General features: G+C 69.5%; 16 protein-coding genes. 9 read left to right on the forward strand and 7 right to left on the reverse strand.

The window, feature by feature from the left end; all coding sequences use genetic code 11:
* Window positions 1-86 precede the first annotated feature (86 nt).
* The 4 genes from FBY35_RS34375 (at window position 87) to FBY35_RS34390 (ending at window position 3912) form a co-directional block, all read left to right on the forward strand.
* Complete coding sequence (locus FBY35_RS34375; RefSeq protein ID WP_142217798.1) at window positions 87-794, forward strand: ATP/GTP-binding protein; 708 nt, start codon at window positions 87-89, stop codon at window positions 792-794.
* A 99-nt stretch (window positions 795-893) separates the two neighbouring features.
* Window positions 894-2012 carry a phosphoserine transaminase gene (gene serC, locus FBY35_RS34380; RefSeq protein ID WP_142217799.1) on the forward strand — a complete coding sequence of 373 codons (1119 nt, stop codon included), beginning with the start codon at window positions 894-896 and terminating at the stop codon, window positions 2010-2012.
* Window positions 2013-2161: 149 nt separating this feature from the next.
* Window positions 2162-3400, forward strand: a complete 1239-nt coding sequence (locus FBY35_RS34385) for a serine hydrolase domain-containing protein (RefSeq protein WP_142218330.1) — start codon at window positions 2162-2164, stop codon at window positions 3398-3400.
* A 122-nt stretch (window positions 3401-3522) separates the two neighbouring features.
* Window positions 3523-3912 carry a PPOX class F420-dependent oxidoreductase gene (locus FBY35_RS34390; RefSeq protein ID WP_142217800.1) on the forward strand — a complete coding sequence of 130 codons (390 nt, stop codon included), beginning with the start codon at window positions 3523-3525 and terminating at the stop codon, window positions 3910-3912.
* A gap of 36 nt (window positions 3913-3948) precedes the next feature.
* Here the strand turns inward: FBY35_RS34390 and FBY35_RS34395 are convergent, their stop codons facing one another.
* On the reverse strand, window positions 3949-4938 hold the full coding sequence (locus tag FBY35_RS34395; RefSeq protein ID WP_142217801.1) for a WD40 repeat domain-containing protein: 990 nt from the start codon (window positions 4936-4938) through the stop codon (window positions 3949-3951).
* Between the two features lie 99 nt (window positions 4939-5037).
* On the opposite strand from FBY35_RS34395, the gene FBY35_RS34400 reads away from it, so the two are divergent.
* Window positions 5038-5766, forward strand: coding sequence for a GDSL-type esterase/lipase family protein (locus FBY35_RS34400; protein ID WP_142217802.1), 729 nt, complete (start codon window positions 5038-5040; stop codon window positions 5764-5766).
* A gap of 295 nt (window positions 5767-6061) precedes the next feature.
* Here the strand turns inward: FBY35_RS34400 and FBY35_RS34410 are convergent, their stop codons facing one another.
* The 5 genes from FBY35_RS34410 to FBY35_RS34435 form a co-directional block, all read right to left on the reverse strand.
* Window positions 6062-7363 carry an MFS transporter gene (locus FBY35_RS34410; protein ID WP_142217804.1) on the reverse strand — a complete coding sequence of 434 codons (1302 nt, stop codon included), beginning with the start codon at window positions 7361-7363 and terminating at the stop codon, window positions 6062-6064.
* Complete coding sequence (locus FBY35_RS34415) at window positions 7360-8469, reverse strand: PLP-dependent cysteine synthase family protein (RefSeq protein WP_142217805.1); 1110 nt, start codon at window positions 8467-8469, stop codon at window positions 7360-7362. Before FBY35_RS34415 ends, FBY35_RS34410 begins: the two co-directional genes overlap by 4 nt.
* Window positions 8470-8575: 106 nt before the next feature.
* Window positions 8576-9004, reverse strand: coding sequence for a hypothetical protein (locus FBY35_RS34420; protein ID WP_142217806.1), 429 nt, complete (start codon window positions 9002-9004; stop codon window positions 8576-8578).
* Between the two features lie 227 nt (window positions 9005-9231).
* A complete protein-coding gene (locus FBY35_RS34425; RefSeq protein ID WP_142217807.1) occupies window positions 9232-9633 on the reverse strand; it encodes a hypothetical protein in 402 nt (133 codons plus the stop codon).
* A 408-nt stretch (window positions 9634-10041) separates the two neighbouring features.
* The gene (locus FBY35_RS34435; protein ID WP_142217809.1) at window positions 10042-10506 is read right to left on the reverse strand and encodes a hypothetical protein; all 465 of its coding nucleotides are present in this window, start codon (window positions 10504-10506) and stop codon (window positions 10042-10044) included.
* A 296-nt stretch (window positions 10507-10802) separates the two neighbouring features.
* Between FBY35_RS34435 and FBY35_RS34440 the strand changes: the two genes are divergently transcribed.
* Window positions 10803-11216, forward strand: coding sequence for a hypothetical protein (locus FBY35_RS34440; protein ID WP_142217810.1), 414 nt, complete (start codon window positions 10803-10805; stop codon window positions 11214-11216).
* A 31-nt stretch (window positions 11217-11247) separates the two neighbouring features.
* Here the strand turns inward: FBY35_RS34440 and FBY35_RS34445 are convergent, their stop codons facing one another.
* Complete coding sequence (locus FBY35_RS34445; protein ID WP_142217811.1) at window positions 11248-11751, reverse strand: carboxymuconolactone decarboxylase family protein; 504 nt, start codon at window positions 11749-11751, stop codon at window positions 11248-11250.
* 24 nt (window positions 11752-11775) lie between these two features.
* Here FBY35_RS34445 and FBY35_RS34450 point away from each other — a divergent pair, with 24 nt between their 5' ends.
* The 3 genes from FBY35_RS34450 to FBY35_RS34460 all read left to right on the forward strand — a co-directional run bounded on the left by FBY35_RS34450 (window position 11776) and on the right by FBY35_RS34460 (window position 14015).
* Window positions 11776-12291: a MarR family winged helix-turn-helix transcriptional regulator gene (locus FBY35_RS34450; RefSeq protein ID WP_142217812.1), complete on the forward strand. Its 516-nt coding sequence runs from the start codon at window positions 11776-11778 to the stop codon at window positions 12289-12291.
* A gap of 92 nt (window positions 12292-12383) precedes the next feature.
* Window positions 12384-12974: a Uma2 family endonuclease gene (locus tag FBY35_RS34455; RefSeq protein WP_142218331.1), complete on the forward strand. Its 591-nt coding sequence runs from the start codon at window positions 12384-12386 to the stop codon at window positions 12972-12974.
* A gap of 51 nt (window positions 12975-13025) precedes the next feature.
* Complete coding sequence (locus FBY35_RS34460; protein WP_142217813.1) at window positions 13026-14015, forward strand: aldo/keto reductase; 990 nt, start codon at window positions 13026-13028, stop codon at window positions 14013-14015.
* Window positions 14016-14053 lie beyond the last annotated feature (38 nt).

Genomic DNA, 14053 nt, shown 5'->3' on the forward strand with positions numbered 1-14053 from the left:
ACCACTTGATCAGGGAACAAGCGGCTCCAGTAACGCCCTCGCCACCCCGGAAGGCAACACTCGATGACCGGCACCCCGCAGAACCGATGACCCGCGCGACGCGGGCGGTCCCCCCGGCGCAGCTCCACCCCGCGCTCACCGGGACGGCCGTCAATGCCCTGAAGATCGTCGTAGTCGGCGGTTACGGAGTCGGCAAGACGACGATGGTCCGCTCCGTCAGCGAGATCCGTCCGCTGCACACGGAGGAGGTCATGGGCCTCGCCGGGACCTGCCGCGCCGGCCCTGGCCCCGGCCGCGACCCCGGCACGGGCACGAGCACCGGCACCGGCACCGGCACCGGCACCGGCACCGAGGACACCCGCCGCGTCCGCGCCAAGGGCTCCACGACCGTCGCCTTCGACTTCGGCCGGATCACGATCGACGACCGCAGCATCCTGTATCTCTTCGGAGCGCCGGGCCAGGAACGCTTCGGATTTCTGTGGGATCGCCTCTTCGAGGGAACGCTCGGCGCGGTCGTCCTCGTCGACACCCGCTCGCTGCCCGACGCCTGGTACGCGCTGGACCGCCTGGAAGACCACGGCACGCCCTTCATCGTCGCCGTCAACGACTTCGGCGGGCCCCTGCACAGCGAGGAGCAGATCCGCGAGGCGCTGGCACTGGGGACGGAGGTGCCGCTGGTGGAGTTCGACGCCCGCGACCACTCCTCCAGCAAGTTCGTCCTGCTCGCGCTGGTCGAGCACCTGCACGAGCTGTCCGTACGGGAGCACGAGCTGTCCCTGGCGAAGAAGGACTGACGCGCACGACCCCGACGCGCAGGTCAGGCGGGCGGGAGCCCGTCTCAGCCGCCGGACCGCGTGTCCAAAGCGGCCCGGGACCGGTATACGCTCCGATACGTGGCTGAGATCCAGATTCCCGCTGACATCAAGCCCGCCGACGGCCGTTTCGGCGCGGGCCCCTCCAAGGTGCGTACGGAGGCGCTGGACGCCCTGGCCGCCACCGGCACCTCTCTCCTCGGCACGTCCCACCGCCAGGCCCCGGTGAAGAACCTCGTCGGCGCGGTGCGCGACGGCGTACGCGACCTCTTCCGGCTCCCCGAGGGCTACGAGGTCATCCTGGGCAACGGCGGTTCAACCGCTTTCTGGGACATCGCGACGCACGGCCTGATCGAGAACAAGTCCCAGCATCTGTCCTTCGGCGAGTTCTCCTCCAAGTTCGCCAAGGCCGCGAAGCTCGCGCCGTGGCTGGCCGAGCCGACCGTCATCAGCTCCGACCCGGGCACGCACCCGGACCCGGCGGCGGAGGCGGGCATCGACGTGTACGCCTTCACCCACAACGAGACCTCGACCGGCGTCGCGGCCCCCATCAAGCGCGTCCAGGGCGCCGACGAGGGCGCACTCGTCCTGGTCGACGCCACGTCCGGCGCGGGCGGCCTGCCCGTCGACATCGCCGAGACGGACGTCTACTACTTCGCCCCGCAGAAGTCCTTCGCCTCCGACGGCGGCCTGTGGATCGGCGTCTTCTCCCCGGCCGCGCTGGAGCGCGCCGCTCGCATCCACGGCTCGGGCCGCCATGTGCCGGAGTTCTTCAGCCTGCCGACGGCGATCGACAACTCCCTGAAGAACCAGACGTACAACACGCCCGCGCTGGCCACGCTCTTCCTGCTCAACGAGCAGCTGAAGTGGCTGAACGGCCAGGGCGGCCTGGACTGGTCGACCGGCCGCACGGCGACGAGCTCGCGGACGCTGTACGGATGGGCCGAGGCGTCCAAGTACGCGACCCCGTTCGTGGCCGACCCGGCGAAGCGCTCGCAGGTCATCGGCACGATCGACTTCACGGACGACATCGACGCGGCGGCCGTCGCGAAGGCGCTGCGCGCGAACGGCATCGTCGACACGGAGCCGTACCGCAAGCTGGGCCGCAACCAGCTGCGGGTGGCGATGTTCCCGGCGATCGACCCGGCGGACGTCGAGGCGCTGACGGCGTGCATCGACTACGTGATCGAGAAGCTGTAGCACCACGGAGATGTACGGGGACGGGCCCGGCGGCGTCACGCGTCACGCTGCCGGGCCCGTCCTCGTTTCCGTCGGCCCGGTGGGCGCCGGGCCGGGCGGCTGTCTGCCGGATGGAGCATCGCCGCGCGCGGACCGGGCTTCCGCTCCTGATGCTGGGTCGTGAGCAACCGTCCCCGCCGTCAGGAGCAACGCCCGTGTCGTCACGCCCCCGTTCTCGCCTCCGTTCCCGCCCCCGCGTCCGTAAGTGGCGGCTCCTCGCCGTCGCCCTGCTGGCCGTCGGCTGCATCGCCGGGCCGGTGGCAGCACCTGCCGTGGCCGGGGACGCAGCCGGTCAGGACGACGCACTGCAGGAACGCCTCGAAGAACTGCTCCGGGCGCCCGGCGGCCCGCCCGGAATCATCGCCGTACTGCAGCGCGGGGACAGGACGAAGATCTACCGGGCCGGTGTCGCGGAGCTGGGCACCGACCGGGGGCCGCAGCCGACCGACCACATGCGCATCGCCAGCACGGCCAAGGCGTTCAGCGGAGCCGTGGCCCTGCAACTGGTCGACCGCGGTCTGCTCGGCCTCGACGACACGATCGGCGAGCGCCTGCCCGCGCTGCCCGAGGCCTGGCACGCGGTGACGCTCCGGCAGCTGCTGAACCACACCAGCGGCCTGCCGGACTACACCAAGGACCCGGAGTTCCTCGCGATCCTCAACGCCGACCCCCACCATCTCTTCGACTCCCGCCGCCTCCTCGACTTCGTCGCCGACGAACCGCCGGCCTTCCCTCCGGGGTCGCAGTACCAGTACTCGAACTCGGACAACATCGCCGTGGCCCTGATGGCCGAGGCGGTGACCGGCAGAAGGTACGAGGAGCTTCTGCGGTGGAACGTCTACCGCCCGCTGGACCTGCGGAACACCAGCCTCCCGCAGGGCTTCCGCCTCCCCGAGCCCTATCTGCACGGCTACGCCGTCGACCCGCCGGAGCCCCCGGAGGACGTCAGCACCGTGCTCAGCGCGTCCGGCGTCTGGGCGTCCGGCGGCATCGTCTCCACCCCCACGGACCTGACCAGGTTCATCCGCGCCTACGCGGGCGGCGACCTGATCTCGGACTCGACGCGCAGCGAGCAGCTGGCATGGCGCGAAGGCGCCTCCGAGCCGGCGGGCCCGGGCGCCAACGCCACCGGCCTGGCGATCTTCCGCTACACGACGCGGTGCGGTGTCGTGTACGGCCACACGGGCAACTTCCCCGGCTACACCCAGCTGATGGCGGCGACGCCGGACGGGAAGCGGTCGCTGACGTTCTCGATCACCACGCAGGTGAACAAGGACAACAAGCCGGAGCTGCTGGAGGAACTCCGGTCGGTCCAGGAGGACTTCATCTGCGCGCTCCTGCGTCGGTAACGCCCGCGGCGGGGCTGGGTGTGCGCCCGGGCCGCACATCCAGAGCCCCGGTTACGGGACAGAGCGGGGTGGAGAATGCCCCCGAACGTGACGCGCAGCGCAGAACGTGCATTCATGGAGGTATGAGTACGAGTCCGGGTCTCATGCCCTTCCAGAAACAGTGGGCGGTCCTGCTCACCAGCTACAAGCGCGACGGCACCCCCGTCGGCACCCCCGTCAGCATCGTCGTCGACGGCGACCACGCATACGTCCGCACCTATGCCACGTCCGGCAAGGCCAAGCGGATGGCGAACAACCCGGAGATCGAGCTCGCGCCCTGCACGGCGCGCGGCAAGCCGACCGGGCCGACGATCAAGGCCAGGGTGCGGCAGCTCGACCCGGGCAGCGAGGAGAGCAAGCACGCGTCGAAGATGCTTCTGCACGAGCACCCCTTCATGCACGGCGCGCTGGTCCCGATCGCGCACAAGGTGATGCGGGACCAGACGCTGCACTACGAGGTGCGCGCGCTCTAGCGGTGTCCGGCCGAGCGCGAAGGCGCCCGGCCGCGCCTACCCGCGCCGCAGCAGCCTCTTGATCCCGAGAACGAGCGCGGTGCCACCGGCGAGGACGATCATCCCGTACGTGAAGTTGCCGGTCCCGCCGCCGCCTCCCCCGCCGACCGAACTCCCGCTCTCGGAGGGAGACGTGCTGCCCTTGTCCGGCGAGGACTTCTTCCCGAGGTCGACCCGCAGCACCTCGCTCTGCTCGCCTTCCGAGCCGAACATCAGCGCCTTGCCGTCGAGGGTGTACGTCACCGACTCGGCCTGCCCCTGAATGGGCGCGCGAACGCGGTGGTCGGCGCCGAGGCGGCCGTTCTTCCACTCGTATCCGCGCGCGCTGAAGTAGGAGCGCAACACCAGTTCCCTGCCGTCGGGCGAGAAGGCCCCGTCCGTCACCCAGGGCACCTCACCGATCCGCCGGAAGGTGTTCGTGCCCGAGGCGGTGAGCTTGGCGGGCCCCTCGTACAGCCCGCCGCCGTCCTCGTTCTTCGACGCGATGTAGACCCGCCCGGTCGTGGGATGCACCATCAGCGCCTCGGCGTTCCGGGCGCCGTCCTCGTACGTGACCGTGTACTGCGTCGCCCGGACGGTCATGTCCTTGAGGGCCTTCGGCTCGGGGAACGCGTAGATCCAGACGTGGTCCCAGCTCCCGTTGAGGTTGTCGCCGATGTCCCCGACATAGACCTTCCCGTCCGGGCCGACCGAGACGGCCTCCATGTCGCGGGGCTTTCCGACCCCGCTGAGGGTGATCGTCGCGACGGTCTTGCCGGTCCTGGAATCGACGGCGAAGACGCGCGGCTCGTCCTGGTCGTTGTGCGTCCAGTACACCCCCGGGTGCGCCCGGCTCGCGGCGAGCCCGCTGGACTCCGTGATGCGCGGGTCCTTGATCGTGAACCCGGGGTCGTCGTCGGCGAAGGCGGGGACGGCGGCGAGCACCAGGGCCGCGAGGGACGCGGCAAGGGCTCCGGTGGCCCCGGTGACGTACGGAAGCGAACGCATGCCCCCCAGCCTGCCACCTCGCCCTTGGCGTCTCCGGATCAGCCGCCGTGGTCAGCCTCACATCGCAGGTGCGGGGCTTGATCGGACATGATGACCCCCATGCGTTTCATGTTCGTCGGCGACTCCATGACCATCGGACGCGCCGGCGACTACACCTGGCGCTACCGGATGTGGCGGCACCTTGCCACGACCTTCGACGGCCCGTACGAGATCGTCGGCCCCCGGACCGAGCTCTACGACACGGCGGCGAACGCCCCGGTCTCCCACGCCTACGCCGACCCCGCCTTCCCGGCCGAAGCCCGGCGCCATCTGTCCGGCTGGGGCGAGGGCTGGCTCCACATGGCCCCGGCCATCCGCGAGACGGTGGCCACGGAGCGGGCGGACATCCTGCTGGTCTCGCTCGGCCTGATAGACCTCGGCTTCTACACGAACAGCGCCCAGACCGCCCTGAACGCCCGGCAATTCATAGCCGAGGCCCGCGCGGCCAACCCGCGTGTACGGATGGTCCTGCTGCCGGTCATCCCCAACGTACGGGCCCGCTCCGACGCCCCCTTCGCGGTGGAGTGCGACCGCTTCAACGAGCTCCTGGCCAAGGCTGTCGCCGACCTGGACACGGCATCCTCGCCGATCCAGCTGGCGTCGCCGCCGCAGTCGTACGCCCTCGACACGGACACGTACGACGGGACGCACCCGGGCCCGACGGGCGAACACAAACTGGCGGCGGCGTTCGCGGACACGATGCACCAGGCGTGGGGACTGGGCGGGCCGTACCGCGCATCGGCTGTGCTGTCAGAGCCGGGCGCCGCCCGCCGTCACCGTCTCGTGTAGCAACTCCGACTCCACGAACGGAACTTCGACCGACGGCCGCGACCGCCACTCCAACGGCCGCGTCAGCCCGCCCAGCGCGGGGCACCCTGGTGACGCGGCGCCCCGGCCGCTCCGGGTGAGCGCCCGCGAACCGCAGGCGCGAGGCGGGGACGAGGAACGCACAGTCATGAGGCCCTGTCACCGCGCCACGGCTCCCGGCCCTCCTTCACGACGGCGGCGACAAGGCAAGGGCGGCGGAGCCTCCGGGCGGGGGCGAGTCGGCGTTGCACTCGCTCCCGCCCGGAGGCCGATTCGCTCAGGCCGCGGCGGGCTGGGGTTCAGGCGCCGTGTGCGTCAGGCGCCCGGCCCGGTGGAGTCCGTAGAGGGATCCCGCGCAGGCCACGCCGAGGGTGACCAGCGCCAGCCAGGGAAGTGCAGACATGCCGGCCGCGCGGGCGGCGTCGAGTGCCGCCCCGGTGAGCAGGTTGCCCAAGGTGATTCCGACGCCGCAGATGGTGTTGTAGAGCCCGTAGTGGGTGGCTACGAAGCGGTCGCCGGAGAGGCGGACGATCGTGTCCATCTCGAAGGGGTACGCGATCATCGTGCCCAGTGCCAGCAGCAGCGCGGCCAGTGTCGGCGGTACGGCGGCGAGGAGCCGGCGTCCCATTCCCTCGTCCGGCACGGGCACGGCCGTCGCCGCGAGCAGCGGTACGAACGCGAGGCCCATGCTGAGCAGCCCCCAGGCCAGGGCCTGTCCGGGCTCCAGCCTCTCCTTGCACCACTCGGTCACCTTGGTCTGGCCGAAGATGGTGGAGAGACCGGAGGCGGCGAACAGCAGCGCGACGGCCGCCGTCCCGAACTCGCCGTCGCCGCCCAGGCGTCGTACCTCCAGCGGCAGCGCCAGATAGACCTGGAAGGACAGGACATACGAGCCGATCATGGCCGTGGCGAAGAGCAGGAACGCGCGGTTGCGCAGGATGCCCCGCCACTGCCCAAGCACGCTCTCCCTGGCACCTGTGTCCGTGCCCGCGGTCCGGTCCGCCGCCCTGCGGGCCGGCAGCGAGCGGATCTGCACGACGCTCAGCAGTGCGAAGATCGCCGCCGAGACGAGGCACGTGATCCGGAAGTCCAGGCCGGTGAGCAGCATCCCCACCAGCGGGCCGAGCAGGATGCCCGCCTGGTAGAAGACGTTGAACAGGGCGAAGGCCTCGACGCGGCGCTCGCCCGCGTCGGCCGCGAGGTAGGCGCGCACGGCGGGGTTGAACAGCGCCCCCGCGAAGCCGGTTGCCGCTGAGGCGATGATCAGGGCCGCCACCGAGTCGACCAGGCCGAGCGTGGCGAAGCCGACGGTGCGCAGTATGCATCCGGCGACGATCAGCGGCTTGTAGCCGAGTCGGTCGGCGAGGGTGCCGCCGACGAGGAACATGCCCTGCTGGCTGAAGTTCCGTACGCCCAGCACGAGTCCGACCAGCCAGCCGGCGAGACCGAGCGTGCCGGAGAGGTGGGCGGCCAGGTACGGCATCAGCATGTAGAAGCCGAGGTTGATGGTGAACTGGTTCACCAGGAGCAGTTGAACGCTCCGCTCGTAGGAGCGGATCTGCGTGAGCATCGCCTTCACTTCTGGCCACCTCCGGTGCCCTCCGCCTGGGCCGTCGGGGAGAGCGGGTCGCTCACCTGCGTGCAGCGGGTCCAGCGGGCGACTTCCTTCTCGTCGAGGCGGCCGATGGCCTCCGGTTCGGGCGCCGGAGTCACGCCCAGCAGTCCGTGCTCGGCGCAGTACTGGTCGTCGTAGACGGTCTCCAGATAGCGCTGGGGCCCGTCAGGGAAGATCGCCACGACACGTGTGTTCCGGAGGGCCGTACGCGCGACCCAGCCCGCAACGAGCGCGACCGCGCCGACGCTCCAGCCCCCCGTGGCGTAGTGCGAGGCAGCCAACTGCCTGCAGGCCCAGACGGATTCGGCCGGCGCTACCCAGTGCACCTCGCTGAAGTTCTCGTACGCCACATTGCGCGGGTAGATGCTGGAGCCGAGTCCGCGCATAAGGCGGGGCCGGGCGGGCTGTCCGAAGATGGTCGAGCCGATGGTGTCCACGCCCACCAGCCGCATCTGCGGGTACAGCTGGCGCAGGACGCGGGAGATGCCCGCGGAGTGGCCGCCCGTGCCGACGCTGCAGACGAGGACGTCGATGTGGCCTATCTGCGAGGCGAGTTCGAGGGCGAGGGGGGTGTAGGCGGCGACGTTGTCGGGGTTGTTGTACTGGTCGGGGCACCAGGCTCCGGGGTGCTGCGCCATGAGTTCGGCGACGCGGTCGCGGCGGGCCTGCTGCCAGCCGCCGGTCGGGTGCGGCTCGGGGACCATGTCGACGATTGCACCGTAGGCAGCGAGCAGCCGGTTCATCGACGGTTCGAGGCCGGGGTCGGTGACCAGCGTGACGGGGTGTCCGTGGACCATTCCGGCCAGTGCGAGGCCGAGGCCGAGGGTGCCGCTGGTCGACTCGATGATCGGACGTCCCGGCTGCAACTCACCGCGGGCGCGGGCCCGTTCGACCATGTACAGGGCCGGGCGGTCCTTGATGCCGCCCGGGTTGAAGCCCTCCAGCTTGGCCCAGAAGCCGCGGCCGGGCGGGGTGAAGGGCTGGGAGACCCGCAGGACAGGGGTGTTGCCGACGAGTCCCTGGAGGGTGGAGTCGGCGGGGATGAGGTCACTCGTGGTCAGGGAGTGCATTTCTTTCGCTCTCGTTCGGTGACTGACGCGTACGGATGCTCATCTCGCGCGGCGGCCCGAGCACGGCGCGCGGCGGTTCGGCCAGGGCCGAGCCGCGGGGCGGCATCTAAATGCGCCACCGGCGGTTGGCGGTGAGAGCGGACCGGCCGTTGCTCGGCAGCAGTCTTCGGACGCCGCCGGAGGGCTCGTGCGAAGGAGTTCCTGTGGCGTCCGTCAGCGGCAGCGCGGTGACGGCGGGCGGCGGGATCCGAGCGGGCGACTGCGGGAAGACCGCCTGTCCGGGGCAGAGATCGTGGCAACGGTCGGGAGGCTCGATTGCGTCGAGGATCTCGCCGTCGTGGTCCTCCGCGGACAGAGGGGCTTCATTCGACGCCGCGGCTGGGCGTTCGGGCGTCTCAGGTGCATGGCGATGATGGCCGAAGCACGCCAGCAGCATGAACAGCAGGGCGTACAGCGTGCCCCGGACGAGTTGGCTCCCGCGGAGCAGACGTAACCATGAGGCATGGGTACGCGAGGGGGCAGGGGTGGGGGGCACGGGTTCTCCAGGCGGCAGTCACTACCCGTACGGGAAGACTCCTGGTCGGGGCAGTGATCGGTGGGGGGTCGGGAAAAGAGCCGTCGACCGTCCCCGCGCCACGCTGTGGGGCGCCGTGCGCGCAGGAGGTCAGACGCCATGGACCGGTCGCCGGGAGAAGGCATGGCACGGCCTCGGGCCGAGTCCAGGATTCCCGGGCAGAAGTCGACCGGTCGTAAGGCGCTGACCTAGATACGAAGAACCGCGGAGTCCGCCACTTGAGTTATCGGGGCTGCGAAATCCCGTACCGCGGCATGACGGGCGGGCACGGCGCCGGGCACATCGTCGCCGTCCTCCGAGCCCAGCGGAGACAGACAGGGCACCGCCACGGCGGGACCCTGTGGAGGCTGTCCCAGCGCACAGTCCTCGACAGCGTGCTGATGTCCGTGGCCGTCGTCATGGCCCTTCGGCTGCGCGTTGGCCAGATGTCCCGACGTGGCACTCGCAACGTTTTCACGCTCGACGGTGGGCTCAAAATGAGTACCCGATACCGAGACGCCCTCATCGGCGACGAGGTGACTCATCGTGGCGTCAGGGTTGACGGCGTGCGTGTACAGCAGGCCGAAGAGGAGTAGACCCAGTCCCAGCACACGCCACAGAGCCGCTGATGAGCGGCTCCTCGACGCACGAGAAGGAGACCAGGCCGTAATCATGCCGTGATCCTAACCGGATCACGGGGACTCGGGCACGCCGGCTCAGGAGAACACAGCGTGAACAAGCCACATGACGGCGCTGGCGCCACCCGGTGGGATCAATCGCACCGAATGCCGGGAACTTCGCCGTTCCGCAAAGGTCCCGCCCGGCTCCGCGCGGCGGCCACGGAGGGCAGGGAAAGCATTCTGCGAACTCAGGCACTCAATCCCGAAGAGTCGGCGAACTCGTCGAACAGGTGGCGCAGCGACTGTGACCACGGACCTCGATTGGTTCAAGAGCAGCTACAGCGGCGACCAGGGCGAGTGCGTCTAATTGAGGCCGTCAGGCACACTGCCTGACGGCCCTCAGAACACGAACGGGCCAGGCGCCTGCGCGGATGTGGCGTTGCACGTCGCCGTGATGCCGAAGACGACGACCGTCAGCGACTTCCCCTCCAGGCTGTCCCCCGCGGCGACCGTCCCGGTGAGTGGGCCCGTCGACACGTCGCCCCCGGCCGGGATGGCCGGGTTGGAGTTGCCGGTGAACGTCGCCGTGCCGGAGCCGTTCTTGGTGAGGCCGAGGGTCGACTTGACCGAGTTCGCCGAGATGGCGATGGGGGACTTGATGGCCGAAGTCGACAGGCTGATGGTCGCCGCCGTGCCGTCCTGGGTGGCCGTGAGCGTTGCCGTGCCGGAGCCGAAGGAACCGCAGTCGAAGGAGATGGTGGCCGTCTCCGGCGTCACGGCGGTGGCGATGGGCGCCATGACGAGCACGCCTGCGGCGACAGCTCCGCCCAGTAACGCGCCTGTTGTGAATGTGCCGTACTTCATGAGGAGTCCCGCCTTCGTGTGGGGGTTACGGGCTGGCGTCACCGGCCGCCACGTCGGTTCGCGGCTCAGCTCCCTGACGAGCAGTCAGCGACACTGCCATTGCGGCATGGACACTTCAAAATGGCAAGGCGGATTCCGCAGGCTTCACCGCGGACCGGCCAATTCCGGCCTTCACATCTGCGCGGCCGATCCGCGCCTCATATCCCTCAACTCCCCTGACAGAAAAGGCCTGTTGTAAAACTTCAGGTAGATCTAGGCTGACGCGGTCACAAACCCCACAGGAAGGCTTCACAATCATGCGCAAGCTCAGCCGTATCGCCGCGGTCGTCGGCGCCGGTGCCGCCATCGCTCTCGGCAACGTCTCCAGCGCCCAGGCCGCCAGCACCTGGTACGCCTACGCGCACACCTCCAGCACGGCCTACGGCACCTTCACGGACGACGGTGACGAGTTCAGAGCCTGTGACACCAAGGCGGACGGCCTCGGCGTCTGGCTGAAGATCACCGCCACCTGGTACGCGGGCCCCAACGACGTTCCGTACACCGGCAGCTTCGAGCGGTACTTCACCCCGGGCGACGGCAACTGCACCGAGTACCACCACGGCAACCTCGTCGAGGACCGCACGGTCAAGCTGACCGTCTGCCTCGGTAACACCGTCAACGGCCACACCAGCCGTTTCGACTGCGGCGCGACCATCACCGCCAAGTCCTGACGCCCGCCGGGGCGCCCGCCCCGGGCGCCCCCTACGCGCGCGTGAGCCGGTTGGCGAGCGTCGACATCGTGTACGTACCGATGCCCATGACCACCTCCAGAGCGTTCTGCTCCGTATAGCCGTGCCCGAAGAACGCCTTCAGCTCCGCCTCACCCACGCCACCCGCCGTGCGCAGCGCCTCCAGCGTGAACTGCCGTACCGCTTCGAGCCGTTCGTCGTCCAGCGGCTGCCGCTCGCGCAGCGCGGCGATCACATGCTCGTCCGCGCCCAGCGCCCGCAGCTTGCCGGTGTGCATCTCGACGCACACATGGCACTCGTTCCGCGCCGCGACCACCATGACGACCACCTCTCGGACGACCGGGTCCAGGGTCGTCTGCTCGAACATCGCGCTGAGCTTCAGGAAGCCGTCCAGCAGCTGCGGCGAGGAGGCGAGCTTCGCGACGGCCGGTGGCAGATGACCCAGGTGCTTGATCGTGGACTCCATGGCGCGACGTGACGCGGGCGGAGCCGATTCCAGGGTGTGTTCGGTGAACATGCAAGGTCTCCTACAATCGACAACATGGTTGACGACAAGAAGGTAAATCAGGTTGTCGAATTGCGCAACGGGCTAGGTGATACGCCTGGTTACGAGCTGCCCCTGCTCCTCTTCGCCGGGTTCCGCTCCCTCATCGACCGCCTCCACGCCGAGCTGGCCCAGCAGGGCCACCCGGACCTCCGGCCCGCGTACGGCTTCGCGATGCAGGCGATCGGCGCGGGCGGCGCGACCGCCAGCGAGGTCGGGCGGCGGCTCGGGGTCTCCAAGCAGGCCGCGGGCAAGACGGTCGACCGCCTCGTCACCCTCGGCTACGCGGAGCGCACGGACGACCCGTCCGACGCCCGCCGCAAGCTCGTCCGCCTCACCCCGCACGGTATTGACGCGCTGGCCCGCTCTGCGGCGATCTTCGACGAACTGCGGGCGGAGTGGGCGGGCGCGGTCGGCGCGGGGCCCGTACGCGAGATCGAGGAGACGCTGCGTACGGTCGTCCCGGCGGACGCGTTCCGGCTGGACGCGGCGGGGTGGTTCGGCGGAGCGTGACGAGTCCTCGCCACGGTGTGACGTTGTCACGGTGCGTATCGTTGTACGAGGCGACTGCATGCAACCACGCGGCAGTGGGGAGGAGCGCCACGATGACCGTCGTAGAGAGCGGCAGGATCGACATGGCCGACGACAACGCCGAGCGCTTGGACGAGTGGTTCAAGAGGCTTGAGCAGATGCCCGTCCCCGAGGGAGTCAAGGTTGAGATCGTCGGGGGTAACGTCTTCATGTCGCCGCAGCGGAACGTCCATTGGCAGATCATCCGCAGGATCGTCAGAGCGCTGGAAGACAAGTTCGGCATGGATGTAGAGGTCCTGTCGGACGTACGCATCGATTTTCCCGGCCCGCAGAACGGCTTCTGCCCTGACGTGGCAAAGCTCCGCGACGGAGCGGTGGAGGACAGCCGTGGCCGCTGGCGCTTCGAGGACGTGGAGTTCATCGCCGAGGTGATTTCCACGGGCACAGCACTCAACGACTACGGCCCGAAGAAAATCGCCTACGCCGTCGCCGAGGTCCCCGTCTTCTTGATCGTCGACCCGTACACCGGTAAGTGTCTCCTCCACACCCAGCCCAAGGACGGGGACTACACGACCGAGACGAAAGTCGCCTTCGGGCAGCCGCTCGACCTCACCGCCACCCCCCTCGGGCTCACCCTCTCCACCGCCGAGTTCCCCCGCGACTGATCCCCTTATCCGCTTGCCTGGAGCGCGCTCCAAGGCGTTGGCTGAAGAACCATGAAGTACACACAGCTCGGACGCACCGGACTCAAGGTCAGCCGACTCGTCCTCGGGACGATGAACTTCGGACCGCAGACCGACGAGGCCGACAGTCACGTCATCATGGACGCCGCGCTCGGCGCGGGGATCAACTTCTTCGACACCGCCAATGTGTACGGCTGGGGCGAGAACAAGGGCCGTACCGAGGAGATCATCGGCTCCTGGTTCGCCAAGGGCGGCGACCGCCGCGACAAGGTCGTCCTCGCCACCAAGGTCTATGCCAACATGGCCGGCGACGGCGAGCCCTGGCCCAACCACGACCGCCTCTCCGCGCTCAACATCCGCCGGGCCGTCGAAGCGAGCCTCAAGCGGCTACGGACGGACCACATCGACCTCTACCAGTTCCACCACATCGACCGCCGCACCCCGGTCGAGGAGATCTGGCAGGCCATCGACACCCTGATCGCCCAGGGCAAGATCCTCTACGCGGGCTCGTCCAACTTCCCCGGCTGGAAGATCGCCCAGACCAATGAGATCGCCCAGAAGCGCGGCTCGTACGGCCTCGTCAGCGAGCAGTGCCTCTACAACCTCGCCGAACGCCGCGCCGAGATGGAGGTCATCCCCGCCGCGCAGGAGTACGGACTCGGGGTCATCCCCTGGTCGCCGCTGCACGGCGGACTTCTCGGCGGCGTGATCAAGAAGGAGAACGAGGGCAGGCGCCGGGCCTCCGGCCGCTCGGCGGACGCGCTCTCGAACACACAGGTACGTGCGCAGGTCCAGGCGTACGAGGACCTGCTCGACAAGCACGGCCTGGAGCCCGGCGAGGCCGCGCTGGCCTGGCTGCTCACCCGGCCGGGGATCACCGGTCCCATCGTCGGCCCGCGCACCGCGGACCAACTGACCTCGGCGCTGCGCGCCGTGGAGCTGGAGCTGAGCGACGAGATGCTGTCCGGGCTGGACGAGATCTTCCCGGGTCCGGGGCCGTCCCCGGAGGCCTTCGCCTGGTAGGACCGTAGCGGCGCGGCCGTGGGGCGGTCAGGGCTACT

Origin of the sequence: Streptomyces sp. SLBN-118 (genome assembly GCF_006715635.1) — a bacterium.
Classification (GTDB): Bacteria; Actinomycetota; Actinomycetes; order Streptomycetales; family Streptomycetaceae; genus Streptomyces.